The organism is Pseudomonas promysalinigenes, assembly GCF_014269025.2.
Taxonomy (GTDB): domain Bacteria; phylum Pseudomonadota; class Gammaproteobacteria; order Pseudomonadales; family Pseudomonadaceae; genus Aquipseudomonas; species Aquipseudomonas promysalinigenes.
On record NZ_CP077094.1, the window covers coordinates 1496434 to 1521061 of the forward strand.

23 protein-coding genes and 1 tRNA gene are annotated in these 24628 nt (G+C 61.1%); 20 read left to right on the forward strand and 4 right to left on the reverse strand.

Features of this window, described 5'->3' with window-relative positions; all coding sequences use genetic code 11:
- Positions 1-36: 36 nt before the first annotated feature.
- Entirely contained in the window at positions 37-3315 is a 3279-nt protein-coding gene (gene rne, locus HU725_RS06925; RefSeq protein ID WP_217872379.1) for a ribonuclease E, read from the reverse strand.
- A gap of 800 nt (positions 3316-4115) precedes the next feature.
- Here rne and rluC point away from each other — a divergent pair.
- Genes rluC through HU725_RS06940 form a run of 3 tightly spaced genes read left to right on the forward strand, consistent with a single transcriptional unit; the run spans position 4116 to position 6779 of the window.
- The gene (gene rluC / locus HU725_RS06930) at positions 4116-5072 is read left to right on the forward strand and encodes a 23S rRNA pseudouridine(955/2504/2580) synthase RluC (protein ID WP_027919450.1); all 957 of its coding nucleotides are present in this window, start codon (positions 4116-4118) and stop codon (positions 5070-5072) included.
- Positions 5029-5742: an HAD family hydrolase gene (locus HU725_RS06935; protein WP_189657918.1), complete on the forward strand. Its 714-nt coding sequence runs from the start codon at positions 5029-5031 to the stop codon at positions 5740-5742. Before rluC ends, HU725_RS06935 begins: the two co-directional genes overlap by 44 nt.
- Positions 5743-5744: 2 nt before the next feature.
- Positions 5745-6779 (forward strand): S49 family peptidase, encoded by a 1035-nt coding sequence (locus tag HU725_RS06940; protein ID WP_225915518.1) that lies wholly within the window; start codon positions 5745-5747, stop codon positions 6777-6779.
- Between the two features lie 87 nt (positions 6780-6866).
- Here HU725_RS06940 and HU725_RS06945 read toward each other — a convergent pair whose 3' ends face one another.
- Positions 6867-7445 (reverse strand): Maf family protein, encoded by a 579-nt coding sequence (locus HU725_RS06945; protein WP_186476665.1) that lies wholly within the window; start codon positions 7443-7445, stop codon positions 6867-6869.
- A 96-nt stretch (positions 7446-7541) separates the two neighbouring features.
- Between HU725_RS06945 and HU725_RS06950 the strand changes: the two genes are divergently transcribed.
- The 16 genes from HU725_RS06950 to HU725_RS07025 all read left to right on the forward strand — a co-directional run bounded on the left by HU725_RS06950 (position 7542) and on the right by HU725_RS07025 (position 20725).
- On the forward strand, positions 7542-8069 hold the full coding sequence (locus tag HU725_RS06950) for a YceD family protein (protein ID WP_060478222.1): 528 nt from the start codon (positions 7542-7544) through the stop codon (positions 8067-8069).
- A 13-nt stretch (positions 8070-8082) separates the two neighbouring features.
- Positions 8083-8265, forward strand: coding sequence for a 50S ribosomal protein L32 (rpmF, locus tag HU725_RS06955; protein ID WP_010223221.1), 183 nt, complete (start codon positions 8083-8085; stop codon positions 8263-8265).
- Between the two features lie 3 nt (positions 8266-8268).
- Positions 8269-9279: a phosphate acyltransferase PlsX gene (gene plsX, locus HU725_RS06960; protein ID WP_081016640.1), complete on the forward strand. Its 1011-nt coding sequence runs from the start codon at positions 8269-8271 to the stop codon at positions 9277-9279.
- Between the two features lie 126 nt (positions 9280-9405).
- On the forward strand, positions 9406-10344 hold the full coding sequence (gene fabD, locus HU725_RS06965) for an ACP S-malonyltransferase (protein ID WP_186476666.1): 939 nt from the start codon (positions 9406-9408) through the stop codon (positions 10342-10344).
- Positions 10345-10359: 15 nt separating this feature from the next.
- Positions 10360-11100 carry a 3-oxoacyl-ACP reductase FabG gene (gene fabG, locus HU725_RS06970; RefSeq protein ID WP_186476667.1) on the forward strand — a complete coding sequence of 247 codons (741 nt, stop codon included), beginning with the start codon at positions 10360-10362 and terminating at the stop codon, positions 11098-11100.
- Between the two features lie 203 nt (positions 11101-11303).
- Positions 11304-11540, forward strand: coding sequence for an acyl carrier protein (gene acpP, locus HU725_RS06975; RefSeq protein ID WP_009685065.1), 237 nt, complete (start codon positions 11304-11306; stop codon positions 11538-11540).
- Positions 11541-11713: 173 nt separating this feature from the next.
- Positions 11714-12958, forward strand: a complete 1245-nt coding sequence (gene fabF, locus HU725_RS06980) for a beta-ketoacyl-ACP synthase II (protein ID WP_060478226.1) — start codon at positions 11714-11716, stop codon at positions 12956-12958.
- A complete protein-coding gene (gene pabC / locus HU725_RS06985; RefSeq protein ID WP_186476668.1) occupies positions 12958-13773 on the forward strand; it encodes an aminodeoxychorismate lyase in 816 nt (271 codons plus the stop codon). Before fabF ends, pabC begins: the two co-directional genes overlap by 1 nt.
- A gap of 4 nt (positions 13774-13777) precedes the next feature.
- Positions 13778-14905: an endolytic transglycosylase MltG gene (gene mltG, locus HU725_RS06990; RefSeq protein ID WP_186476669.1), complete on the forward strand. Its 1128-nt coding sequence runs from the start codon at positions 13778-13780 to the stop codon at positions 14903-14905.
- 9 nt (positions 14906-14914) lie between these two features.
- Positions 14915-15547, forward strand: coding sequence for a dTMP kinase (tmk, locus tag HU725_RS06995; protein ID WP_186476670.1), 633 nt, complete (start codon positions 14915-14917; stop codon positions 15545-15547).
- Positions 15540-16526 (forward strand): DNA polymerase III subunit delta', encoded by a 987-nt coding sequence (locus tag HU725_RS07000; RefSeq protein WP_186476671.1) that lies wholly within the window; start codon positions 15540-15542, stop codon positions 16524-16526. The genes tmk and HU725_RS07000 overlap by 8 nt, the downstream gene beginning before the upstream one ends.
- 30 nt (positions 16527-16556) lie before the next feature.
- The gene (locus HU725_RS07005) at positions 16557-17339 is read left to right on the forward strand and encodes a TatD family hydrolase (protein ID WP_186476672.1); all 783 of its coding nucleotides are present in this window, start codon (positions 16557-16559) and stop codon (positions 17337-17339) included.
- A gap of 434 nt (positions 17340-17773) precedes the next feature.
- Positions 17774-18409 carry a TetR/AcrR family transcriptional regulator gene (locus tag HU725_RS07010; protein ID WP_060478232.1) on the forward strand — a complete coding sequence of 212 codons (636 nt, stop codon included), beginning with the start codon at positions 17774-17776 and terminating at the stop codon, positions 18407-18409.
- Between the two features lie 105 nt (positions 18410-18514).
- Entirely contained in the window at positions 18515-19483 is a 969-nt protein-coding gene (locus HU725_RS07015; RefSeq protein WP_060478233.1) for a GTP 3',8-cyclase MoaA, read from the forward strand.
- A gap of 66 nt (positions 19484-19549) precedes the next feature.
- Complete coding sequence (locus tag HU725_RS07020; protein WP_060478234.1) at positions 19550-20155, forward strand: DUF4823 domain-containing protein; 606 nt, start codon at positions 19550-19552, stop codon at positions 20153-20155.
- 9 nt (positions 20156-20164) lie between these two features.
- Positions 20165-20725, forward strand: a complete 561-nt coding sequence (locus tag HU725_RS07025; RefSeq protein ID WP_186476673.1) for a DUF1285 domain-containing protein — start codon at positions 20165-20167, stop codon at positions 20723-20725.
- A 109-nt stretch (positions 20726-20834) separates the two neighbouring features.
- On the opposite strand, the gene HU725_RS07030 is transcribed toward HU725_RS07025, so the two are convergent.
- Positions 20835-20910 (reverse strand) — tRNA-Asn (locus tag HU725_RS07030).
- Positions 20911-20972: 62 nt separating this feature from the next.
- The gene (locus HU725_RS07035; RefSeq protein ID WP_186476674.1) at positions 20973-22169 is read right to left on the reverse strand and encodes an amino acid aminotransferase; all 1197 of its coding nucleotides are present in this window, start codon (positions 22167-22169) and stop codon (positions 20973-20975) included.
- Positions 22170-22456: 287 nt separating this feature from the next.
- Here HU725_RS07035 and uvrB point away from each other — a divergent pair, with 287 nt between their 5' ends.
- Positions 22457-24472 carry an excinuclease ABC subunit UvrB gene (gene uvrB / locus HU725_RS07040; RefSeq protein ID WP_060478237.1) on the forward strand — a complete coding sequence of 672 codons (2016 nt, stop codon included), beginning with the start codon at positions 22457-22459 and terminating at the stop codon, positions 24470-24472.
- Positions 24473-24628 lie beyond the last annotated feature (156 nt).

Here is a 24628-nt window from a genome sequence, read left to right on the forward strand (position 1 = left end):
TCGCACTGGCGGGGCTTTTTCATTCAGCTTGAGCGATCAACCGTGATGTGGTTTTTGCTCATCGGCAGTTTCCAGTACAGGCTCGGCCGCTTGCTGAGCCGCCTTGGCAGCAGCCTCGGCTTCACGCTTGCGACGACGCACTTCACGTGGGTCATTCGGAGCACGGCCGTTGGGCAGCATGACGGTTGCAGGCTCGACGGCTGCCGGGGTTTGCACCGGTGCGGGCTCTGTAGGCGCTGGCGCAGCTTGCGTAGTGGCCGGCTCTGCTACCGCCACTTGCGGCTCGGCTGGGCTGATAGCAGCGGGTTGCTCGGCAACGGGTGCCTCTTTTGCCTCCAGCGGAGCTTTCTCGGCTTCACCGCCTTCGACCACTGGCGCCGCGCCGGCCACCTCGGCTTTTACCACGGGGGCTTGCACCGGTGCTTCGCTAGGTGCTTCAACGGGCTCGGCAGCAACTACCGGTTCGACCGCTGGCTGCGCCGCGACTTCGACCACTGGTTCGACGCCGGCTTCGACCACGGTGACTGGCTCGCTGACGGGTTGCTCAACGGCTGGAGCGATGACAGCTTCTTCGGCTTGGGCAGCCGGTGCGGTCGGCACGTCTGCTTGGCTGCTTTCGCTGGTGGCGGCTTCAGCGCTGGCGCGTTCGGCCTGCTGGTTGGCTTGAGCCTCAGCACTGGCGCTGATCTTGCTGCTGGCTACAGCGGCAGTTACGGCGAGGCCTGCAGCCAGATCAGCGCCAAGCTCAGTGGCCTGATGCTGCTGTGGCTGCTCCTCGCTGCCTTCTTCATCGCTACCTTCGATCAGCTCGCCATTGGCATTGCGCTGGCGCTCACGGCGGTTGCTGCGACGACGCTGGCCGCGAGAACGGCGGCGAGGACGCTCGTCGTCGGTGCCTTCCTGCTCGTCCTGCAGCAGTTCCTCATTCGGCAGTTGCTCTTCGGCCAGTGCAGCAGCCTGCTCAGCCGCCTGCTCCGCAGGGCGTGGCTGACGTTCTTCGCGGGCAGGGCGAGGCTGGCGGTCTTCACGCGGAGCGCGCTCTTCACGAGGGGCGCGTTCTTCACGTGGAGCACGCTCCTCACGAGGGGCACGCTCTTCACGCGGAGCACGCTCTTCACGAGGTGCACGTTCTTCACGCGGAGCACGCTCTTCACGAGGTGCACGTTCTTCACGCGGAGCACGCTCTTCACGAGGCGCGCGTTCTTCACGCGAAGCACGTTCTTCACGCGGAGCACGTTCTTCACGAGGTGTGCGCTCGTCACGCGGCGTACGCTCTTCGCGTTCTACGGCTGGGGCGTCCAGGGGCTCGCGCAATTCACGCACACGCTCCTCGCCACGGTTGCCGCGACGGTCTTCGCGAGGCTGACGTGGTGCACGTTCTTCACGCGGGGCGCGCTCTTCACGAGGTGCGCGCTCTTCACGTGGGGAGCGCTCGGCACGTTCTTCGCGTGGTTTGCGTTCTTCATCACGGCGGCCGTTGCGGTTACGGCTCTGCTGGCGGCCGTTGCGACGCTCTTCGTTGCGGCCATTGCGCTCGGCAGCGGGCTTCTCTGGGGCGGCTACCACTGGCGCGGCAGCAGGTGCCTCCTTACCGGCGAACAGGCTGACCAGCGATTTCACCAGGCCTTTGAACAGGCTTGGCTCAGGTGCACTCACTACAGGCGCTGCAGGTGCAGCCGACTGCGGTTGCTCTTCGCCAGCGCTCGGTACCGGTGCATTGGCACGGGCCGGCGCGGTTTTCACGGCGGCTTCCTGGCGCACCAGGGTGCGGGTAGCGGTCGGCTGCGGAGCCTCTTCGGCTTCGGCGGCGGCGATTTCGTAGCTGGACTGGTTGTTCAGCACTTCCGGGTTGTCGTCGCGCAGGCGCTGGACTTCGAAGTGCGGCGTTTCCAGGTGATCGTTCGGCAGGATGATGATGCGCGCACGGGTTCGCAGTTCGATCTTGGTGATCGAATTGCGTTTCTCGTTGAGCAGGAAGGCCGCTACCGGGATCGGTACCTGGGCGCGGACTTCGGCGGTGCGGTCCTTCAGGGCTTCTTCTTCGATCAGGCGCAGAATCGCCAGCGACAGCGACTCCACGTCACGGATGATGCCGGTGCCGGAGCAGCGTGGGCAGACGATGCCGCTGCTTTCGCCGAGTGACGGGCGCAGGCGCTGACGGGACATCTCAAGCAGGCCGAAGCGCGAAATACGGCCAACCTGCACGCGAGCACGGTCGGCTTCCAGGCATTCACGCACGCGCTCTTCAACCGCGCGCTGGTTCTTGGCCGGGGTCATGTCGATGAAGTCGATGACGATCAGGCCGCCGATATCACGCAGGCGCAACTGGCGGGCGATTTCTTCGGCCGCTTCCAGGTTGGTCTGCAGGGCGGTTTCCTCGATGTCGCTGCCCTTGGTGGCGCGCGCCGAGTTGATGTCGATGGAGACCAGGGCCTCGGTCGGGTCGATCACGATCGAGCCACCGGACGGCAGGTCGACGACGCGCTGGAAAGCGGTCTCGATCTGGCTTTCGATCTGGAAACGGTTGAACAGCGGGACGCTGTCTTCGTAGAGCTTGACCTTGCTGGCGTACTGCGGCATGACCTGGCGGATGAAGGTCAGGGCTTCTTCCTGGGCATCGATGCTGTCGATAAGGACTTCGCCGATGTCCTGGCGCAGGTAGTCGCGGATGGCGCGGATGATGACGTTGCTTTCCTGATAGATCAGGAATGGCGCGGCGCGGTCAAGGGAGGCTTCCTTGATGGCGGTCCACAGCTGCAGCAGGTAGTCCAGGTCCCACTGCATTTCTTCGCTGCTGCGGCCAAGGCCTGCGGTGCGCACGATCAGGCCCATGTCGCCCGGTACGGTCAGGCCGTTGAGGGCTTCGCGCAGTTCGTTACGCTCTTCGCCTTCGATGCGGCGGGAAATGCCCCCGGCACGCGGGTTGTTGGGCATCAGCACCAGGTAGCGGCCAGCCAGGCTGATGAAGGTGGTCAGGGCGGCGCCTTTGTTGCCGCGCTCTTCCTTCTCGACCTGAACGATGACTTCCTGGCCCTCGCTCAGGACTTCCTTGATGTTGACCCGGCCTTCAGGGGCTTTCTTGAAGTATTCGCGGGAGATTTCCTTCAGCGGCAGGAAGCCGTGACGTTCGGAGCCGAAGTCGACGAACGCGGCTTCCAGGCTTGGCTCGATCCGGGTGATCTTGCCTTTGTAGATGTTGGCCTTTTTCTGCTCACGCGCCCCGGACTCGATGTCCAGGTCGTACAGACGTTGGCCGTCCACCAGAGCTACACGCAACTCTTCGGGTTGAGTTGCGTTAATCAGCATTCTTTTCATGTTGTACCGTCGGTTTCCGGGCTGCCGGAAACGGCGTTCGGCACACACGACTTCTCATGGTCGGTGCCAAGGTGCGCAAAGGGTGGCCGGGCCACCCCCGTGTCGAGCAACGTTCGGCACCAGCCGTTACCCAGCCTGCCGTTGTCGCGACGACGCGTCCTGTTTGCTGCGGTGCCTACCAGGCCCCGGTGGCTTCGAATGGGTATCCGAATCAACCAAGCGGGCCTCGTGCACTCAGTCAGGAGGAGGAATCAACCGTCAGCCGTGGACGCCCTAGGGCATCTGTTCAGGACCTTATCCGCTCGCCGGCCAAGTCAGTGGGCCGGTGGCCGGACGCGGTGCTACACGGTCCGAGGGCTGTGCATCTCCACCCTGCACGTATCCCTGATAATTCGGGTGCTGCCGCGCGCTGAATCCGCAACGGGTTGCATTTTTCGCCAGCTTCGAACGCGAAGCTGACGCCATTACATATCCAAGGCAGGTATTTCCGAAGCATTCGCCTTGCGTTGCGTGGAAGCGACGGGGCGGGCAGAGGTGCTGCGAAAAGAATCGGGAAGCAGGTGAACAACCACACTTGTCGTTTTTTTTCGGTCTTCTCTACACGGCGCTGGTGGCGATTCCAGGCAATTCGGTAAACTGGCGAAAACCCCGTAGGACGGCCTCGCGTCCTGGAGAGCTGCTTAGGTCAGGAACCGGCCAAGGGCCCGGTTTCGCTGGCCTGCCGCTTTTGGCGGCGTTCGCGACTATAGCAGTAATGATTAAGTGCTTCAATTCCATAAATAATTGTTATGATCCCCTCCATGACGACCAATACCCCTCCGACTTCCGGCGTACAGCTGATAGAAGTCGCGCCGGAACTTGCCGGCCAACGTATCGACAATTTCCTTATCACCGCACTCAAGGGCGTGCCCAAGACGCTGGTTTATCGCATCCTGCGCAAGGGTGAGGTGCGCGTCAACAAGGGGCGGGTCAAACCTGAGTATAAAATTCAAGCTGGCGATATCGTGCGCGTGCCGCCGGTGCGTTTGCCAGAGCGCGATGAGCCGGCGCCAGTGGCCCAGGGGCTGCTGCAGCGCCTGGAGGCGGCCATCGTCTATGAAGACAAGGCGTTGATCGTGATGAACAAGCCAGCCGGTATCGCCGTACATGGTGGTAGCGGCCTGAGTTTCGGGGTGATCGAAGCACTGCGCCAGTTGCGCCCGGACGCCAAGGAGTTGGAGCTGGTGCACCGCCTGGACCGTGACACCTCTGGCCTGTTGATGATCGCCAAGAAGCGCAGCATGCTGCGCCATCTGCATGCTGCCCTGCGCGGCGATGGGGTGGACAAACGCTACATGGCCCTGGTGCGCGGCCACTGGCCTACCTCGAAGAAGCAAGTCAATGCACCGCTGCTAAAAAGTAACCTGCGCTCTGGTGAGCGCATGGTCGAAGTCAATGACGAGGGCAAAGAAGCGCTGACCCTGTTCCGAGTGCTGCGCCGGTTCGGCGAGTTCGCCACCATCGTCGAAGCCCGCCCGATCACCGGCCGCACCCACCAGATCCGCGTGCACACCCTGCATGCCGGGCACATGATTGCTGGCGACAGCAAGTACGGCGACGAAGACTTCAGTCGCGAGATTCGCGAGTTGGGGGGCAAGCGCCTGTTCCTGCATGCCTACGCCTTGACCGTGCCACTGCCCGACGGTGGCGAGCTCAAGCTCGAGGCGCCTGTGGATGAGGTCTGGGCCAAAACCGTGGAGCGACTCAGTGCGCCGTGATTACCAACTGCTGATTTTCGATTGGGATGGCACCCTGGCCGATTCGATCGGCCGCATCGTCGAGGCGATGAACGCCGCCGCCGAGCGAGCGGGCGAGGCGCCCAGTGCCGAAGATGCGGTCAAGGGCATCATCGGTCTGGCGCTGGGGGAGGCGATCTCGACGCTGTATCCGCACCTCGATCCTCGGCAGGTCGAAACCTTCCGTCAGCACTACGCCGACATCTATATGGCCCTGGATCAGCAGCCCTCGCCGCTGTTTGAGGGTGTGGTCGAGTCGCTGGATGCCTTCCGGGCCGAGGGTTATCGCCTGGCGGTAGCTACCGGCAAGGCCCGCCGCGGACTTGATCGGGTACTGAGGGTTAATGGCTGGGAGCACTTTTTCGATATCACGCGGGCCGCCGATGAAACCCGCGGTAAGCCCCACCCGCTGATGCTCGAGGAAATCCTCAAGCATTGCGCTGTAGAACCGGGGCGGGCACTGATGGTCGGAGATTCTGCATTCGACCTGCAAATGGCCAGCAACGCGGGCATGCATTCGGTGGCGGTGGGCTACGGTGCCATGTCGCTAGAGGCGCTGGCCGAGTTCGGGCCGCAAGTGTGCATCGATCATTTTTCCCAGCTGCGCGAGTGGCTGGCCGGTTCCAGGCAAATTCAATTCCAGGGTAGGTGAGCATGGCTGACGAGTGGAAAGCGCCGGTTAACGAAACCGAAGAGGAGCGCCTCGCTCGCGAAGCGCGCGAAGCACGTAACGAAGAGGTTCGTGTCGAGCAAAAGAGCTGGAAACTCTTGGAAAAGACGCTGCTGGCAGGCGTTCAGGAGCAGCGTCGGGCGCGGCGCTGGGGGATATTCTTCAAGCTGCTGACCTTCGTCTACCTGTTCGGCATTCTTGTGCTGTTCACGCCTTTGATGGATATGGATGCAGCGGCTAGCCGAAGCGGCAATCATACAGCGCTGGTTGAGGTGCGGGGTGTGATCGCCGATCAGGAAGCTGCCAGTGCCGATAATCTGATCAAGAGCCTGCGCGAAGCGTTCAAGGATCCAAAGACCAAGGCGGTGGTCATGCGCATTAATAGCCCAGGTGGCAGCCCGGTGCAGGCAGGGTACGTGTATGACGAGATCCGTCGGCTGCGCGCCGAGCACCCGGACACCAAGCTCTATGCGGTCATCACTGATCTAGGGGCCTCCGGCGCCTATTACATCGCCAGTGCTGCGGATGAGATCTATGCCGACAAGGCGAGCCTGGTGGGCTCCATTGGCGTGACGGCGGCCGGCTATGGCTTTGTCGGCGCGATGGAGAAGTTGGGTGTCGAGCGCCGTAGTTATACCGCAGGGGAGCACAAGGCCTTCCTTGATCCGTTCTCGCCGGAAAAGCCTGATGAGCGTGCGTTCTGGCAGGGTGTGCTCAACACCACGCACCAGCAGTTCATCGCCATGGTCAAGCAGGGCCGCGGTGACCGCCTGAAGGACAAAGAGCATCCGGAACTGTTCAGTGGGCTGATCTGGTCGGGTGAGCAGGCCAAGTCGCTGGGGTTGGTGGATGGCTTGGGCAGTGCCAGTTACGTAGCGCGTGAAGTGGTCGGTGAGAAGGATCTGGTCGATTACACCGTGCAGGAGTCGCCGTTCGACCGGTTCTCCAAGCGCATCGGTGCCAGTGTGGCTGAGCACCTGGCGATGTGGATGGGGTTCCAGGGCCCGCAGTTGCGTTGAGTGTGCCTTGAGTTTCGTGGTGCTGGTCAGATCAAGTGCCGCCCCTGCGGCGCTTGATCTCGACGGCACCATAGCCCCCAAGCCAGGCTAGGGAACAGCCACGCCTTCACGGGTCAGCATATCCACCAGCCGAATCAGCGGCAGCCCGATCAAGCTCGTCGAATCGCACCCATGGGTGCTCTGAAATAAACTCACTCCCAGGCCCTCGGCCTTGAAGCTGCCGGCGCAATCCAATGGCTGCTCTGCCCTCACGTACCGCTCGACACGCTCCCTACTCAATTCGCGCATCGTTACCGTGAACGGCACGCAGTCGACCTGGCATTGCCCGCTCGCTGTATTGAGCAGTGCCAGCCCGGTCAGGAAGGTCACTTGCTGGCCGCTGGACTCGAGCAGTTGCTCGCAGGCGCGCTCGAAGGTGTGTGGCTTGCCGATGATCTGCTCACCCAGCACTGCCACCTGGTCTGAGCCAATGATCAGATGCTGGCGGTGATCCTCGGCAAGCGCTTCGGCTTTCTGCCTCGCTAGGCGCTGAACCAGCTGCGTGGCGGGCTCGTCAGCCAGGCGTCGTTCATCTATATCGGGGCTGGCCCAGGTGAAGGGCAGGCGCAGGCGCGCGAGCAGTTCGCGCCGGTAAGCAGAGCTGGAAGCCAGCAACAAAGGCAGCATGATAGACTCCTGGTCAGTTGAACCTGATTCTAACATGCGAGATGCCGCCTAATTTCCTTTGACAGGGGCGGGGGGCATCCCTAGAATGCTGCGCCTATGTTGAATGACCCGATTCCACCTCACGTTGACCCGCGCAAATTAGCCGATCGAGGCGTATCCATCACTGGTACGCTGCAACTCGCTGATTTGGAAAGACTCTGCGACCCGCTTTCCGACGATGTCGGTACGGTGCAGGCGAAGTTCGATTTTGAACGAGATGAACAGCACGTGGTGGTTATCCACAGCGAGCTGGACGTCGAAGTCAAAATGGTTTGCCAGCGTTGTCTTGAGCTGGTCACCCTGCCGATCCATAGCGAGTGTACTTACGCTGTGGTGAAGGAGGGTGCGAATACCCAGTCGTTGCCGAAAGGCTATGACGTGCTGGAACTGGGCGAAGATCCTTTGGATCTGCAGGCTTTGGTCGAGGAGGAGCTGCTGCTCGCCTTGCCTATCGTGCCTGCTCATCATCCGGAAGAATGCCAGCAGCCGGCGGGCGCAGACGAGCCCGACTCGAGCAAGGACGAGGTATCGCGGTCCAACCCGTTCAGTGTTTTGGCGCAGTTAAAGCGTGACCCAAACGTTTAGGAGTTAATCAATTATGGCTGTTCAGCAGAACAAAAAATCCCGCTCTGCCCGTGACATGCGCCGTTCGCACGACGCTCTGTCGGAAAACGCGCTGTCGGTAGAAAAAACCACCGGTGAAGTACACCTGCGTCACCACGTTTCGCCAGAAGGCGTATACCGTGGTCGCAAAGTGATCGACAAGGGCGCTGACGAGTAATCCTTGTCCGCTCAGATCATCGCGATCGACGCAATGGGCGGGGACTTCGGTCCCCGCAGCATTGTCCAGGCTAGCATTGCTTGCCTTTCGGCTACCCCTTCGCTGCACCTGACCCTCGTCGGTCAACCCTCCCTCCTTGAAGAACTGGTCAGCGGCCTATCAGCTGCGGATCGCGCGCGCCTGCAGATTGTCGCCGCCAGTGAGGTGATTGACATGGACGAGCGGCCATCCCAAGCGTTGCGTGGTAAACCGGATTCGTCGATGCGCATTGCCCTCGAACTGGTGCGTGACGGCAAGGCTCAGGCCTGCGTCAGTGCCGGCAATACCGGCGCGCTGATGGCGTTGTCGCGTTTCGTGCTCAAGACCCTGCCAGGTATCGACCGGCCGGCCATGGTCGCGGCAATCCCTACGCAGTCAGGCTATTGCCAGTTGCTCGACCTGGGTGCCAACGTGGATTGCAGTGCCGATAATCTGTACCAGTTTGCGGTGATGGGCTCGGTGGCGGCCCAGGCCTTGGGTATCCACAGGCCGCGGGTCGCTTTGCTGAACATCGGTACCGAGGACATCAAGGGGAATCAGCAGGTCAAGCTGGCAGCCGGCTTGCTGCAGGATGCCCGTGGCCTCAATTATGTTGGTTTCGTCGAGGGTGACGGCCTGTATCGTGGCGAAGCGGATGTGGTGGTGTGCGACGGCTTCGTTGGCAACATCCTGCTCAAGTCCAGCGAAGGCCTTGCTACCATGATTGGTCAGCGTATCGAACAATTGTTCAAGGGCGGCGCGTTGTCGCGGATAGCTGGGGTATTGGCGATGCCGCTGCTCAAGCGCCTGCAGGCTGACCTCGCGCCAGCGCGGCACAATGGCGCAAGCTTTCTCGGCCTGCAGGGCATCGTTATCAAAAGCCATGGTTCGGCGGGCGTCCAAGGGTTTCAAAGCGCGATCCAGCGGGCGCTGATCGAGATCCAGGAAAACCTCCCACGGCGGCTGCATGGCCGGCTTGAAGACCTGTTACCTTAGGCATTTAAACGATGAAGTGCTTAAATGTGACCGCTTGGTCTGCGTTTCCATCCAAGTTTCCAGATTCCGCGCCTGGCCTTTGGCTGGCGCACTCTATCCGATGACAAGATCATAAGGGCTTGTTCAATGTCTGCATCCCTCGCATTCGTCTTCCCCGGTCAAGGTTCCCAATCCCTGGGCATGCTCAAAGAGCTGGGCGCCGAAAAGCCGGTGATCATCGAGACCTTCAAGGAGGCCTCCGAAGCTCTGGGCTACGACCTTTGGGACCTGGTCCAGAATGGACCGGAAGAAAAGCTCAATCAAACCGACAAGACCCAGCCGGCTATTCTTACCGCCTCGATCGCCCTGTGGCGCCTGTGGCTCGAAGAAGGCGGCGCGCAGCCAGCTTTCGTTTCCGGGCATAGCCTGGGTGAGTACAGTGCACTGGTCGCCGCTGGCAGCCTGACCCTCAAGGACGCGGTGCGTCTGGTCGAGCGCCGTGGCCAGCTGATGCAGGAAGCCGTACCTGCAGGTCACGGCGCCATGGCGGCCATCCTTGGCCTGGATGACGCGGTGGTAGTCGAGATCTGCGCCAAGGCCGCCGAAGATCAAGTGGTCAGTGCGGTGAACTTCAACTCCCCTGGCCAGGTGGTGATCGCCGGCAACAAGGCTGCAGTGGACCGTGCCATCGAACTGTGCAAAGAGGCGGGCGCCAAGCGTGCTCTGCCGCTGGCGGTCAGTGTGCCGTCGCACTGTGCGCTGATGAAGCCTGCCGCCGAGCGTTTCGCCGAGGCGGTCAACGCCATCGAGTGGAAGGCCCCGCAGATTCCAGTGGTGCAGAACGTCACCGCGGCCATCGCCGCCGACCTCGATGCGCTCAAGCAAGACCTGTTGGCGCAACTGTATCAGCCCGTGCGCTGGGTTGAGTGCGTGCAGACCTTGGCCGCCAATGGCGCGGTGAACCTGGTGGAGTGCGGCCCGGGCAAGGTGCTGGCCGGCTTGAACAAGCGTTGCGCCGAGGGCGTGACCACTTACAACCTCAATACCCCTGATGCTGTCGCCGCCACCCGTGCGGCGCTGGCCTGATTTGGAGAAGCTTGCATGAGCCTGCAAGGTAAAGTTGCACTGGTCACCGGCGCTAGCCGTGGTATTGGCCAGGCTATCGCCCTCGAGCTGGGCCGCCAGGGCGCGACCGTGATCGGTACCGCCACTTCGGCTTCCGGTGCCGAGCGCATCGCTGCCACCCTCAAAGAGCATGGGATCGCTGGCACTGGCATGGAGCTGAACGTCACCAGCGCCGAGTCCGTGGAAGCTGTGCTGAGCGCTATCTGCGAGCAGTTCGGCGCCCCCGCCATTCTGGTCAACAATGCCGGCATCACCCGTGACAACCTCATGCTGCGCATGAAGGACGACGAGTGGTTCGACGTGATCGATACCAACCTGAACAGCCTTTACCGTCTGTCCAAGGGCGTACTGCGCGGCATGACCAAGGCGCGTTGGGGTCGTATCATCAGCATCGGCTCGGTCGTCGGTGCCATGGGCAACGCCGGCCAGGCCAACTACGCGGCGGCCAAGGCCGGCCTCGAAGGCTTCAGCCGTGCGCTGGCGCGTGAAGTGGGCTCGCGGGGCATCACCGTCAATTCGGTTACCCCAGGCTTCATCGACACAGACATGACCCGCGAGCTGCCAGAAGCGCAGCGCGAAGCCCTGCAGACGCAAATTCCGCTGGGCCGCCTGGGCCAGGCTGAGGAAATCGCTAAGGTGGTTTCGTTCCTGGCATCGGACGGCGCTGGCTACGTTACCGGCGCAACCGTGCCGGTCAACGGCGGGATGTACATGTAAAACTGCAATGCGATGTGACGGATTGCTTCAAAAAAGAGTCATACTGCGAGCCTAAAATCCGTTATAAAGCTGCAACCAGATTCCAGGCAGCCGGTGAGGTTGCTCAAGGGAAGGATCGTTCCGCTTGAAAAGCGAACGTCTTTCTATAAACTTGGTCACCGGCCAGCTGCCTGACATATGTCCATTAGGAGTGAAAACTAGGTATGAGCACCATCGAAGAACGCGTCAAGAAAATCGTCGCCGAGCAACTGGGCGTCAAGGAAGAGGAAGTGACTGCTGAGAAGTCCTTCGTCGATGACCTGGGTGCCGATTCGCTTGACACCGTTGAGCTGGTGATGGCTCTGGAAGAGGAATTCGAGACCGAAATCCCTGACGAAGAAGCCGAGAAGATCACTACCGTTCAAGCTGCAATCGACTACGTCAAGAACCACCAGGCTTAAGACGTTGTAGTCGACGCTTCTTGTCGAGAAGAACCGCACTGCCTTTGCTGGCGTGCGGTTTTTTCTTTGCAAGCCCATGGCGTCATTTCGCTCGCTGCGAGAGCTTGTTGCCATTTCATTCCATTGCTTGAATGCAATGGCAAGAAACTCTGTGATTAGAAAAGGAGAGTACTGTGTCGCGTAGACGCGTCGTGGTCACCGGTATGGGTATGCTGTCGCCACTGGGTACCGATGTACCGAGCACCTGGCAGGGCATTCTGGCTGGCCGCAGTGGCATTGGTCCGATCGAGCACACGGACCTGTCTGCCTACTCCACCCGTTTTGGCGGCTCGGTGAAAGGCTTCGAGGTTGAGCAATACCTGTCGGCAAAAGAAGCCCGCAAACTCGACCTGTTCATCCAGTACGGCTTGGCAGCCGGTTTTCAGGCGGTGCGCAACGCCGGCCTTGAAGTCACCGATGCCAACCGTGAGCGCATCGGCGTGGCCATGGGCTCGGGTATCGGCGGCCTGACCAACATCGAAGAAACCAGCCGTACCCTGCACGAGCAGGGCCCGCGCCGTATTTCTCCGTTCTTCGTGCCGGGCTCGATCATTAACATGATCTCTGGCTTCCTATCGATCCATCTGGGGCTGCAGGGGCCGAACTACGCCATCGCCACGGCGTGTACCACTGGCACCCACTGCATCGGCATGGCTGCGCGCAACATCGCTTACGGCGAAGCTGATGTGATGATTGCCGGTGGCGCCGAAATGGCCGCCTGTGGTCTGGGGATGGGAGGCTTCGGCGCATCCCGTGCGCTGTCGACCCGCAACGATGAACCAGCCCGTGCCAGTCGTCCCTGGGACAAGGGCCGTGACGGCTTCGTGCTGTCTGACGGTGCCGGCGCCCTGGTACTCGAGGAGCTCGAACACGCCAAGGCACGCGGTGCGACCATCTATGCCGAGTTGGTTGGTTTTGGCATGAGCGGCGACGCTTACCATATGACCTCGCCACCCGACAGCGGTGAGGGCGCAGCCCGTTGCATGGCCAATGCCTTGCGTGATGCTGGTATCGCGCCGGAGGCGGTCAGCTACATCAATGCCCACGGTACTTCGACGCCAGCCGGTGACATCGCCGAAGTAGCGGCGATCAAGCGTGTGTTCGGTGATCATGCCTACAAGCTGGCTGTCAGCTCGACCAAATCGATGACCGGGCACCTGCTTGGCGCCGCCGGTGCGGTGGAGGCGATCTTCAGCGTGCTGGCGATCAACAGCCAGATGGCGCCGCCGACCATCAATCTCGATGAGCCGGATGAAGGCTGCGACCTCGACTTCGTGCCACATCAGGCGCGCAGCATGCCAATCGATGTAGTGTTGTCCAACTCGTTCGGTTTTGGTGGCACCAACGGTTCGCTGGTATTCCGCCGGTTCGCTGACTGATGCACTGCTGGGTCGACGGCCAGGACGCTACTGCAATCAATCTGCAGAACCGCGGCCTGGCCTACGGTGATGGGCTGTTCGAGACCATCGCCGTGCGTGGTGGGCGTGCCAGCCTGCTGGACGGGCATCTGGCCCGCTTGGCCCTGGGGTGCAAGCGCCTGGCAATCGATGCAGACCTGGCGCTGGTAGGTGACGAAATCCAACGCTTCGCTCGCCAGCTGGGTGACGGTGTTGCCAAGCTGGTTCTCACCCGCGGTGACAGCCAGCGCGGGTATGCGCCCGCTGCCGGTGTTGCGCCGCGGCGTATCCTGCAGGGCGCGCCACTGCCCAGCTATCCTGCCGAGCACGCCGAGCATGGCGTTAGGTTGTTCCCCTGCCAAACCCGGCTTGGGGAACAACCGTTGCTGGCTGGGCTCAAACATCTCAATCGCCTTGAGCAAGTGCTGGCCCGTGCCGAATGGCAGGACGGCGAACATGCCGAAGGCTTGATGCGGGATGGGCAGGGCAGGGTGGTCGAGGGGGTGTACAGCAACCTGTTCATGGTAAGTGCTGGCGTGCTGGTAACGGCCGATCTCAGCCGTTGCGGTGTTGCCGGTGTGATGCGTGGTGCCCTGCTGGAGCATGCGCCGCGCATGGGCATGCCAACCCAGGTTCGTGACATCGCCTTCGAAGAACTGCAGCAGGCTGATGAAGTGTTCGTCTGCAATAGTGTCTACGGTGTCTGGCCGGTGCGTGCAGTTGGCGCGCTCAACTGGTCGCCGGGGCCACTCACCCGTAAACTGCAGGCCGTTGCTCGTACGTTACTGGATACCTGAATTCGTGAGACGCAAATTCCTGCTGCTGCTGGAAATGGGCTTGATTCTCGCCGGCCTCGCCCTGGGCTGGTCGGCGTGGAAGCTCCACTCTGTCCTGGAGCAGCCCCTGCATGTGGCGCAAGAGCGCCTGCTCGATGTGCCCAATGGCACCAACCCCAATCGCATGTTCTATCGCATGCAGGCCGAGGGCCTGTTGGACGATGCTGTGTGGCTGCGCCTTTACTGGCGCTTCAATATGGCGGGTACGCCGCTGCATACCGGTGAGTACCGGCTCACGCCGGGTATGACCGTGGCACAGCTGTTCGATGCCTGGCGCCGTGGCGACGTGGTGCAGTACAACCTGACGCTGGTCGAAGGTTGGACCTTCCGCCAGGTGCGCGCCGCAGTGGCCAGGCATGAAAAGATCAAACACACGCTCGATGGATTGTCCGATGCCGAGGTGATGGATAAGCTCGGCCACACGGGTGTTTTCCCTGAAGGCCGTTTCTTCCCTGACACCTACCGCTTCGTGCGCGGCATGAGCGATGTGGAACTGCTGCAGCAGGCCTATATGCGCCTGGACGAAGTGCTGGCCAAGGAGTGGGCAGAGCGTACGACGGACTTGCCCTACCGCGACCCGTATCAGGCACTGATCATGGCCTCGCTGGTGGAAAAGGAAACCGGCATCCCCCAGGAGCGTGGGCAAATTGCCGGAGTATTCGTACGCCGCCTGCGCCTGGGCATGATGCTGCAGACCGACCCGACGGTCATCTACGGCATGGGTGAGCGCTACAACGGCAAGATCACCCGCGCCGACCTGCGTGAACCGACACCCTATAACACCTACACCATGACCGGGTTGCCGCCTACACCCATTGCCATGGTCGGGCGTGAGGCAATTCATGCCGCGCTCAACCCAGCCGATGGCACTAGCTTGTATTTTGTTGCTCGTGGCGACGGCAGCCATGTTTTTTCCGATGACCTGGACGATCACAACTCGGCGGTGCGCGAGTTCCAGCTCAAACGTCGCGCGGATTACCGCTCCAGCCCGGCACCGCAAAGTGCGCCTGCTGGCACTGCCGAACCTGCAGAGCAGGATGCCGCCGGCGAAGCTGCACCGGCAGATGCGCCAACGCCCCACGACCAACACTAAGGACTGCCTGTGAGCGGCTTGTTTATTACTTTGGAAGGCCCCGAAGGCGCGGGCAAGAGCACCAACCGTGATTACCTGGCCGCGCGCCTGGGGGAGCAGGGCCTGGACGTGGTCCTGACGCGCGAGCCTGGCGGGACCCCGCTGGCCGAGAAGGTCCGTGAGCTGTTGTTGGCGCCCAGTGATGAGCTGATGGCGGCAGATACTGAACTACTGTTGGTGTTCGCTGCCCGTGCCCAGCACCTGGCCCAGGTGATTCGCCCGGCCTTGGCCCGTGGTGCCGTTGTCTTGTGCGATCGATTTACCGACGCTACCTATGCCTACCAAGGTGGTGGCCGTGGGTTGTCCGTGGCGCGTATCGCTGAGCTTGAGCGCTTCGTGCAGGGTGATCTGCGCCCGGACCTGACCCTGGTCTTCGATTTGCCAGTTGAAGTCGGCCTGGCCCGTGCCGCTGCGCGTGGTCGCCTGGATCGTTTCGAGCAGGAGGGGCAAGCGTTCTTCGAGGCCGTGCGCCAAGCCTATTTGCAGCGCGCCCAGGCCGAGCCGCGACGCTATACCCTGCTCGATGCGGCGCAGCCGCTCGAAGCGGTACAGCGCGCTATCGATATTCTGCTGCCCGCTATCGTGGAGCGCTGCCGTGGCTGAGGCCTATCCCTGGCAGCAGGCGCTTTGGCAGCAACTGGCCGGCCGTGAACGCCATGCCCATGCTTACCTGCTACACGGGCCGCAGGGTATTGGTAAGCGTGCGCTGGCCGAGCGGCTGATGGCGCGGTTGCTGTGCCAGCAGCCACATGGGCTGGATGCCTGCGGCCAGTGCAAGTCTTGCCTGCTGCTCAAGGCTGGTAGCCATCCGGACAACTTCGTACTGGAACCTGAAGAGGCTGAAAAGCCGATCAAGGTAGACCAGGTACGCGAACTGGTGTCGTTCGTCGTGCAGACCGCGCAACTGGGCGGGCGTAAAGTGGTCTTGATCGAGCCGGTCGAGGCGATGAACGTCAATGCCTCCAATGCCTTGCTCAAAAGCCTTGAAGAGCCGTCTGGCGATACTGTGCTGCTTCTGGTCAGTCACCAGCCCAGTCGCCTGCTGCCAACCATCAAAAGCCGCTGCCAGCAAGTGGCGTGCCCCCAGCCGAGCGTTGAGCAGAGCCAGGCGTGGCTGGCCTCGGCGCTACCCGATTGTGATGAATCCGAGCGTCAGGAACTGCTGACTCTGGCTGCAGGGTCGCCGCTAAGGGCTGCGACCCTGCAGGCTCAAGGTATTGTGGAGCAGCGCGCGCTGGTGACCGATGGGGTCAAAAAGCTGCTCAAACAACAGCAGTCGCCAAGCCAATTGGCCGAGGCCTGGGGCAGTGTACCGTTGTTGCTATTGTTCGACTGGTTCTTCGAATGGTCGCAGTTGATTCTGCGCTACCAATTGACCCAGGATGAAGAGGGGCTGGGCTTGGCCGATATGCGCAAGGTCGTGCAGTACCTGGCGCAGAAGGCCCGCCAAGATAAAGTGCTGCAAACCCAGGCCTGGGTCCTCGAACAGCGACAGAAGGTGCTGGGCAAAGCCAACCTCAATCGCGTATTGCTGCTAGAGGCGCTACTGGCCCACTGGGTGCAACTGCCGGGTTCTCGTTGATTTTCCATTCTTTCATGTGTGCCGTTTGCCATGCTCGTAGATTCCCATTGCCATCTCGACCGTCTTGACCTGAGCGCCCACCAGGGCTCCCTCGACGCTGCATTGCAGGCAGCGCGGGAGCGTGGGGTAGGGCATTTTCTGTGCATCGGTGTCAGTGCTGAAAACGCCGGTGCGGTGAAGGCGCTGAGTGAACAGTACCCCGATGTCGATTGCTCCGTGGGCGTGCATCCGCTGGACCTCGCGCCCGGGGAAACTCCAGCGCTGCAATGGCTGCTGAGCGAGCTTGCCCACCCGCACGTGGTAGCGATCGGTGAGACGGGCCTTGACTATCACTACGAACCCGAAGCCGCCGAGTTGCAGCAGGCGTCGTTCCGACTGCATCTGGAGGCCTCGCGCCAGACCGGCAAGCCGGTGATCGTGCATACCCGTGCTGCGCAGGCCGATACTTTGGCCCTACTGCGTGAAGCCAACTTGCCCCAGGCAGGTGTGTTGCACTGCTTCACCGAAGACTGGCAGATGGCCAAGGCAGCGCTGGAGCTGGGTTACTACATTTCGCTATCGGGAATCGTCACATTCCGCAATGCCGAGGCCCTGCGTGAAGTGGCTCGGCAGGTACCGGTCGATCGCCTGCTGGTCGAAACCGACTCGCCCTACCTCGCACCCATCCCGCATCGCGGCAAGCCGAACTTGCCCCAGTATGTCCGCGAAGTGGCCGAGTATGTAGCATCGTTGCGCGGCGTCAGCTACGAGCAGTTGGCTGAACAAACGACGAGCAACTTCAAGCGCCTGTTCCCCCAAGCTCGAGTACGGTGACCCTCTCCCCGCTGCCTGGGCAAAAAAAACCCGGGTTCTGGGGGGGGAATCCGGGTTAAGACCATTAGGAGTAAAACAAAGGTACGCGGTCCCTGAGCACCTTTATCGGCGCGCCACTTGGGGGGATGCGCCGCGCCAACACTTTAAGTATTGGCCATGATTTCCGCCGTGCCAGTGCTTTCTGTACGTTTTTTAAACAGATTTGGAATACGCGTGCCGTTCCTTCCTCTCTGAACGCATGGCACGGCCATTCTGACGTGGGGCGGCGGTCCTGAGCGCAGCGGGTATGGGCTGCTGATCATGGTCGCTTGTCTGAGCAGTTGCCTTGCTAGCCAGCCCGATCTCATCATGAAACATAGACATGCGTGGATGATCCGTGCAATTTGCTGCAAGTTAGGCATAATAAACCGCTTCAATGTCATCCAGTCCTTCCTATGCAGAAAGAACCTCGTAAGGTCCGTGAATTTCGCCGCCGCGAACAGGAAATCCTCGACACAGCCCTGAAGCTGTTCCTCGAACAGGGTGAAGACAGCGTCACCGTCGAGATGATCGCCGATGCTGTAGGTATCGGCAAAGGCACGATCTACAAGCATTTCAAGTCCAAGGCCGAGATTTACCTGCGGTTGATGCTCGATTATGAGCGTGACCTGAATGCGCTGCTGCATTCGGCCGATGTCGACCGCGACAAAGAAGCACTGTCGCGCGCCTATTTCGAGTTCCGTATGCGCGACCCACAGCGTTATCGGCTGTTCGATCGCCTCGAAGAAAAGGTGGTCAAGGGTAATCAGGTGCCGGAAATGGTCGAGCAACTGCACAGCATCCGTGCGTCCAACTTCGACCGCCTGACTCAACTGATAAAGGGCCGCATCAGCGAAGGCAAGCTCGAAGACGTCCCGCCGTACTTTCACTACTGCGCTGCCTGGGCATTGGTGCACGGTGCTGTGGCGCTGTATCACTCGCCGTTCTGGAGCAATGTGCTGGAGGATCAGGAGGGCTTCTTCCAGTTCCTCATGGACATCGGCGTACGCATGGGCAACAAGCGCAAACGTGATCCGGAACCTAGTCACTGATCAAGCGGTGCATGAGCGGGTGAGTCTGGCATGAAATGGGGCTTGCAAAAACCTGATTCTTGAGTCAAGTTTTGCCGGCCCGATTCATCCATGCTGGAGTTACCCATGATCGTCGATCGTCAAGGCAGGCGTTTTCGCAATCTGCGCGTCAGCCTGACGGCTGCCTGCAACTACGCTTGCGGCTATTGTGTGCCGGATGGCAAGCGTCTGGTCGCGGCCCAGGATGAATTGTCCGCTCAAGCTCTGGCCCGGGGTGTCGCCTACCTGGTTGAGGCGGCTGGCATCGAGCGTTTGCGCATTACCGGCGGCGAACCCTTGGTCAGTCCGCGGTTGGATGAGTTTCTCACGGCGGTGGCCAAGCTCGGGCTCGACGACATTGCCCTTACCACCAACGGGCAATTGCTGGCACGCAAGCTGCCCCAGTTACAGGCAGCCGGCATTCGGCGCCTGAATGTGTCCCTTGATACCCTGGACCCCATGGCGTTCCGCCGCATTGCTCGCGGCGGGGATCTGGGCAGTGTGTTGGCGGGCATGGACCAAGCCAGCGCCGCAGGCATGCGAATCAAGGTCAACATGGTGCCAATGCGTGGTCAGAATCTTGAGCAGGTATTACCCATGCTCGAGTACTGCATGGCCCGAGGCTTTGAGCTGCGCTTCATCGAGCTGATGCGTATGGGGCATCTGGCTCGGGATAACAAGGCCTTCGTGCAACAGTTCGTTGGGCTCGAAGCTTTGCTCGATGTGATCGGTAGCCGGTACGGCTTTGAGCAAGTCGATGCTGCGGTCGATGCTACCGCACTGCGCTATCAGATCCCCGGGCACGGCCATTTCGGCGTCATCGCCAATGAAAGCGTGCCGTTCTGCCGTACCTGCTCGCGCCTGCGGCTATCCTCCACTGGCTGGTTACACGGCTGCCTGTCTTCGAGCAACCGCCACTATGTTGCCGACCTGCTGGAAAAACCCCGCCATCTGGCACTGCCCGCGCTGCAACGGTTGTTGGTCAAGGCGCTGGCAGACAAGCAGGAGCTGGCGTTTTCCGGTGACGTGATGGTGATGAAGGTGATAGGCGGCTGAAGCTGGCGCAAAAGCTGCATCCGCCGGCTATTCGCCGGTTTTTCGTCACCGGCCACTGGAGGAAAAATGCGTAGCCTGGTTTTGCTGCTGGCGCTGATGGCGCTGGGCGGCTGCATGAATGTCAGCGATATGGGCGAGGGCGTCCGTTACCATATGAGCGATGCCGGTTTGCTGGACCATAGCGATACCCGCCGAACGCTTTCGATTCGCCTGCAGCCTGACTCGTTCATATTCATCGGCCAAGGCGCGTTCATGCCGCCCGGTAAAGGCCCGGTGCCAAAGCAAAATGTGGTAGCCGAGGAGGCCTTCAAAGGATTTGTCGAGTATTTCCCGCTGGTGCGGCGCGCACAAGGGCCGCTGGGGCTTGAGGAGGCGATCGCCCAAGCCAGGTCGTTCGGCGCCGATTATGTGCTCTATACCCGCTTCGCCCGCAGCGATGACCGTATTGGCAACGGCGACGAATGGTACGACGAGCAGGCTGTCGACCGCCTCGGTTGGGACACTGGTGTAGTTCAGATGATGCTTATCGAAACCAATACGCGTTACCTGATCGACACCGCGCGGATCAAGAGCCGTGGCGGTTTGTTGACGTTCCATGACCAATCGCCCCAGGATTTGCTCGCAAGGCCCATGCGCGAGTACGCTCGTAGCCTTCTGGGCATGAGCGAGTAAGGGCAGCGTATGAGCGATTCCGGCAAGGCCAACGACCTACTGGCGCAGATCCCCAAGCATAAAGGCCTGCCGCCGGTGCATCTGTGGCACCCGGATTTCTGCGGCAACATCGACATGCGGATCGCCCGGGACGGCACCTGGTTCTACCTGGGTACACCGATCGGGCGCAAGGCGATGGTTCGCCTGTTTTCTACAATCATGCGCCGCGACGGCGATGATTATTTCCTGGTGACGCCGGTAGAGAAGGTCGGTATCCGGGTGGACGACGCGCCATTCGTGGCGGTAGCGCTGCAAGTGCTGGGCAGTGGCCAGGCGCAGGTGCTGCGCTTTACCAGCAATGTTGAGGATCAGGTCGAAGCTGGGCCGCAAAACCCGCTGCGGGTCGAAACCGATCCGGTCACTCAAGAGCCGTCGCCTTATATCTTGATGCGCACGAATCTGGAGGCGCTGATTCATCGCAATGTGTTTTACCAACTGGTCGATCTGGCCGTGCCGCGCATGATCGACGACCAGGAGTGGCTCGGGGTTTGGAGCAACGGCGAGTTCTACCCAATCGGGCGCCCTTGCTGAGAAATCTTTGCCACAACGTGCCGGCGCTGGATCTCATCGGCACAATAGCCGTTCAGCCAGGCAACGAAAAAGCCCCCGATGCTTGCGCAATCGGGGGCTTTTTAGTGTTTGGCTCCGCGACCTGGACTCGAACCAGGGACCCAATGATTAACAGTCATTTGCTCTACCGACTGAGCTATCGCGGAATGTGCGCGTATCTTACCGTCTGCCAGGAGGAAGTCAAGCCTCCTCCTGACAAATCAATCAGTTACAGCACTTCAACGATGGCCTTGGTGACCACATGGATGTTGCTCTGGTTCAGCGCGGCGACGGCGATACGGCCGGTGTCCAGTGCGTAGATGCCGAAGTCGTTCTTCAGTCGCGCAACCTGCTCAACGGTCAGGCCCGAGTAGGAGAACATACCCACCTGGCGGCCAACGAAGCTGAAGTCGCGGTTGGCGCCGTATTCGGCCAGCAGCGCGACCATCTGCTTGCGCATACCGTGAATACGCTCACGCATTTCGCCCAGTTCGGTCTCCCACATCTGGCGCAGTTCGGCGCTGTTGAGCACTGTAGCGACGATCGTGGCGCCGTGGGTCGGCGGGTTGGAGTAGGTGGTGCGGATCACGCGCTTGACCTGCGACAGCACGCGGGTGCTTTCGTCCTTGGAGGCAGTGACGATCGACAGCGCCCCGACGCGTTCGCCATACAGCGAGAACGACTTGGAGAACGAGCTGGAGACGAAGAACTCCATGCCCGATTCGGCGAACAGGCGCACGGCGAAGGCGTCTTCGGCGATGCCGTCACCGAACCCCTGGTAGGCCATGTCGAGGAACGGCACGTGACCTTTGGCCTTGACCACTTCCAGCACGTTCTTCCAGTCTTCCAGGCTCAGGTCGACGCCGGTTGGGTTGTGGCAGCAGGCGTGCAGCACCACGATCGAGCCGGACGGCAAGGCATTGAGGTCTTCGAGCATGCCGGCACGGTTGACGTCGTTGCTCGGCGCATCGTAGTACCGATAGTTCTGCACCGGGAAACCTGCGCTTTCGAACAGCGCACGGTGGTTTTCCCAGCTCGGGTCGCTGATGGCCACCACCGCATTCGGCGAGATGCGCTTGAGGAAGTCGGCACCGATCTTCAGGGCGCCAGTGCCGCCAACGGCTTGCACGGTGACCACACGACCAGCGGCCAGCAACGGCGACTCGGCACCGAACAGCAGCTTCTGCACAGCCTGGTCGTAGGTGGCGATCCCATCGATAGGCAGGTAGCCGCGCGAGGCGTGCTGGGCGGCACGCTGAGTTTCGGCTTCGATCACGGCGCGCAGCAGCGGAATGCGGCCTTCCTCATTGCAATAAACGCCTACGCCCAGGTTGACCTTGTCGGTACGTGGGTCGGCGTTGAAAGCTTCGTTGAGGCCCAGAATAGGGTCGCGGGGTGCCAGCTCGACAGCGGAAAACAGGCTCATTGTTACTTCGGCTCTGATTGGAGAGTGATAGGGCGTACACGCTCCAGCCGAATGCACTGAAGCGGTGCACAAACGGGGAGTCAGTATAGTGATACCGACCGGTCACTGCGACAGCCTGGCGCAGGTTTTCCGGCGATTTGCGCAAATATTTTTCGACCGTTGGTCCAATTGCCCGGTCAACCGTAATGTGCGCTGACAGCCTGGCCTTTAATCCGGCCCACTTCGGGCGTTTTTGGGTATAGACTACTGGCTAAATTTACAGTTACTGCGTTGCCGCGAGGTCCGTCATGTCCGAGTTTCAGCTCGTCACCCGTTTCCAGCCGGCAGGCGACCAGCCCGAGGCCATCCGTCAGATGGTCGAAGGCATCGAGGCCGGCCTCTCACACCAGACGCTGCTTGGGGTGACTGGTTCGGGCAAGACCTTCAGCATCGCCAACGTCATTGCGCAGGTACAGCGGCCAACCCTGGTACTGGCGCCAAACAAGACGCTGGCGGCGCAGTTGTATGGCGAGTTCAAGGCGTTCTTCCCCAACAACGCCGTCGAATACTTCGTCTCCTACTACGATTATTACCAGCCAGAAGCCTATGTGCCGTCGTCGGATACCTTCATCGAGAAGGATGCCTCGATCAACGACCACATCGAGCAGATGCGTCTGTCGGCTACCAAGGCGTTGTTGGAACGCCGCGATGCGATCATCGTCACTACGGTGTCATGTATTTACGGCCTGGGCAGCCCCGAGACGTACCTGAAGATGGTGCTGCACGTGGACCGCGGCGACAAACTCGACCAGCGCGCCTTGCTGCGCCGTCTGGCCGACCTGCAGTACACCCGCAACGAAATGGACTTTGCCCGTGCCACTTTCCGGGTGCGCGGCGACGTCATCGACATCTTCCCGGCTGAATCGGACCTTGAGGCTATCCGCATCGAGCTGTTCGATGATGAAGTGGATAACATCGCAGCTTTCGATCCGCTGACCGGCGAGGTGTTTCGCAAGCTGCCACGCTTCACCTTCTACCCCAAGAGCCACTACGTGACGCCACGAGAAACCTTGCTGCAGGCGGTGGAGGGCATCAAAGAAGAGCTGGCGGATCGTCTGGAGTACCTGCACAAGGCCAACAAGCTGGTCGAGGCTCAGCGCCTGGAGCAGCGTACCCGCTTCGATCTGGAAATGATCCTTGAGCTTGGCTATTGCAACGGTATCGAAAACTACTCGCGCTACCTGTCCGGCCGCCCGGCCGGGGCGCCGCCGCCCACCCTGTACGACTATTTGCCGGCCGATGCGCTGCTGGTGATCGACGAGTCCCACGTCAGCGTGCCCCAGGTCGGCGCCATGTACAAAGGCGACCGCTCGCGCAAGGAAACCCTGGTCGAATACGGCTTCCGGCTGCCGTCAGCGCTTGACAACCGCCCGATGCGTTTCGATGAGTGGGAGGCTGTCAGTCCACAGACTATTTTCGTTTCGGCCACCCCGGGCCCTTACGAAGCCGAACATGCCGGCCGGGTGGTCGAGCAGGTGGTGCGCCCGACCGGTCTGGTCGACCCGCAAGTGGAGGTGCGCCCGGCGCTCACCCAGGTCGACGACCTGCTGTCGGAGATCCGCAAGCGTGTGGCTGAGGGCGATCGGGTTCTGGCAACCACGCTTACCAAGCGCATGGCCGAAGACCTTACCGATTACCTGGCCGACCATGACGTCAGGGTGCGTTACCTGCACTCCGACATCGATACCGTCGAGCGTGTCGAAATCATCCGGGATCTGCGTTTGGGCACCTTCGATGTGCTCGTGGGTATCAACCTGCTGCGCGAGGGTCTGGATATGCCCGAGGTGTCGCTGGTGGCCATCCTCGATGCTGACAAGGAAGGTTTCCTGCGTTCCGAGCGTTCGCTGATTCAGACGATCGGCCGTGCTGCGCGCAACCTCAATGGCCGGGCGATTCTATACGCCGACAGCATCACTGGCTCCATGCAGCGTGCCATCGACGAAACCGAGCGGCGTCGCGAGAAACAAATTGCCTTCAACCAGGCCAACGGCATCGTGCCAAAGGGTGTGGTCAAGGACATCGCCGATATCATGGAGGGTGCCACCGTGCCCGGTGCGCGCAGCAAGAAGCGCAAGGGCATGGCAAAGGCAGCCGAGGAGAGCGCCCGCTACGAGGCCGAGCTGCGCACGCCAGGCGAAATCACCAAACGCATCAAACAACTGGAAGAGAAGATGATGCAGTTTGCACGCGACCTGGAGTTCGAGGCCGCCGCGCAGTTACGCGACGAGATTACCAAGCTGCGCGAGCGCCTGATCACCAGTTGATCATCACCCAGCTTTTCGCGGGTTGAGCCGCCCCCCAGAGGTGCGCTACCTGCAGTTGCTGGGTCGTGCGCGAACAGGGTGGTACGCGCAACTTGAACCCTCACTGTGTGAATTGTAGGTCGGGCTAGGGCGTAACAGCCGAAGAAAGCGGCGTTT

Coding starts and splice junctions, on each gene's coding strand:
- fabD (WP_186476666.1), top strand. CDS start 9,406: ATGTCTGCATCCCTCGCATTCGTCTTCCCCGGTCAAGGTTCCCAATCC.
- HU725_RS06950 (WP_060478222.1), top strand. CDS start 7,542: ATGTTGAATGACCCGATTCCACCTCACGTTGACCCGCGCAAATTAGCC.
- HU725_RS07005 (WP_186476672.1), top strand. CDS start 16,557: ATGCTCGTAGATTCCCATTGCCATCTCGACCGTCTTGACCTGAGCGCC.
- HU725_RS07020 (WP_060478234.1), top strand. CDS start 19,550: ATGCGTAGCCTGGTTTTGCTGCTGGCGCTGATGGCGCTGGGCGGCTGC.
- pabC (WP_186476668.1), top strand. CDS start 12,958: ATGCACTGCTGGGTCGACGGCCAGGACGCTACTGCAATCAATCTGCAG.
- HU725_RS07025 (WP_186476673.1), top strand. CDS start 20,165: ATGAGCGATTCCGGCAAGGCCAACGACCTACTGGCGCAGATCCCCAAG.
- uvrB (WP_060478237.1), top strand. CDS start 22,457: ATGTCCGAGTTTCAGCTCGTCACCCGTTTCCAGCCGGCAGGCGACCAG.
- rluC (WP_027919450.1), top strand. CDS start 4,116: ATGACGACCAATACCCCTCCGACTTCCGGCGTACAGCTGATAGAAGTC.
- HU725_RS06935 (WP_189657918.1), top strand. CDS start 5,029: ATGAGGTCTGGGCCAAAACCGTGGAGCGACTCAGTGCGCCGTGATTAC.
- HU725_RS06945 (WP_186476665.1), bottom strand. CDS start 7,445: ATGCTGCCTTTGTTGCTGGCTTCCAGCTCTGCTTACCGGCGCGAACTG.
- fabG (WP_186476667.1), top strand. CDS start 10,360: ATGAGCCTGCAAGGTAAAGTTGCACTGGTCACCGGCGCTAGCCGTGGT.
- HU725_RS07035 (WP_186476674.1), bottom strand. CDS start 22,169: ATGAGCCTGTTTTCCGCTGTCGAGCTGGCACCCCGCGACCCTATTCTG.
- HU725_RS06940 (WP_225915518.1), top strand. CDS start 5,745: ATGGCTGACGAGTGGAAAGCGCCGGTTAACGAAACCGAAGAGGAGCGC.
- rpmF (WP_010223221.1), top strand. CDS start 8,083: ATGGCTGTTCAGCAGAACAAAAAATCCCGCTCTGCCCGTGACATGCGC.
- HU725_RS07015 (WP_060478233.1), top strand. CDS start 18,515: ATGATCGTCGATCGTCAAGGCAGGCGTTTTCGCAATCTGCGCGTCAGC.
- rne (WP_217872379.1), bottom strand. CDS start 3,315: ATGAAAAGAATGCTGATTAACGCAACTCAACCCGAAGAGTTGCGTGTA.
- HU725_RS07010 (WP_060478232.1), top strand. CDS start 17,774: ATGCAGAAAGAACCTCGTAAGGTCCGTGAATTTCGCCGCCGCGAACAG.
- acpP (WP_009685065.1), top strand. CDS start 11,304: ATGAGCACCATCGAAGAACGCGTCAAGAAAATCGTCGCCGAGCAACTG.